We start from the raw sequence: 1,014 nt of genomic DNA on the forward strand, positions 1-1,014 counted from the left end.
GTCCAGGATAAAACAGATTACCAATGCTTCCTTGTTATATGGAAAGCGAAATGGAATTTCTATCGACGCTAAAGGCGTTGTTGATACCATCACGAATGCGCCTGGAGGCGTGATACGCGGAGATAAGTTTTCTATTAATAATAAAGGCACCATTACTCATGGTATTTCTAATTCAGGCACTATTAATGGCGATGTGGAACTTGGCAACGCCAGTCTTTATATGTCTGGCCCAAATGCAACCCTGAAGGGCAATGTGTCCGGGTCGAAAAATTCAGTTGTCACCATCGGGGGAAAAGGGGCTACAACGGAAAATCTGGATCTTACCTATACCCACGATATGAATGTCGGTACTGTCAAGATATTATCCGGCAGTGCGTTACGTCTGGGTGACAGAAATAAAATGGGAAGTATCACCAGTAATATTGATAATGCGGGTAATCTTTATTTCAACCATGACACAACAATTTCTGCTTTGAATAACAGTGGCAGAGTGTTCTTTGGCGAAGATAACAAAAATGTCGGGCATACACTGACTATCGCAAGTGATTACAAGGGCAATAACGGCACAGTGACTTTATCAACCGTGTTGGGCGGGGATCACTCAAAGACTGACAAACTTGTAGTGAAAGGCAGCACATCGGGTTCAACCCATCTTGTGATCAAAAACGTCGGGGGAGCGGGGGCACAGACGACTGAAGGTATCAAGGTTATTGATGTCCTGGGGGCATCAAATGGTATTTTCAATCTGGTTGGCGACTATAATTATAGAGGAGATCCTGCCATTGTAGCTGGTGCCTATGCCTACCGTCTTTATAAGAATGGTACTAACAATGCGGATGGAAACTGGTATCTGCGCTCATTATTGATCAGTTCAAAACCCAACACTAAACCGACACAGCTTTATCAGGCTGGTGTGAGTGTTTACGAGGCTTACGGACGAGTTTTACAGACGCTGAATACGCCAGCGTCCTTGCGTGACCGGATCGGCAGACGTAAGCGCAAGCCGATTGACAT

The 1,014-nt window shown here is 45.0% G+C and carries 1 protein-coding gene; it reads left to right on the plus strand.

Translation table 11 applies throughout. The features are described 5' to 3' along the window. Positions 1 to 1,014, plus strand: a 1,014-nt coding sequence (locus AAC147_RS08135; RefSeq protein ID WP_156115455.1) for an autotransporter outer membrane beta-barrel domain-containing protein, incomplete at both ends; no start/stop codon positions are given.

It is taken from the genome of Xenorhabdus sp. NBAII XenSa04 (assembly GCF_963866145.1).
Classification (GTDB): Bacteria; Pseudomonadota; Gammaproteobacteria; order Enterobacterales; family Enterobacteriaceae; genus Xenorhabdus; species Xenorhabdus indica.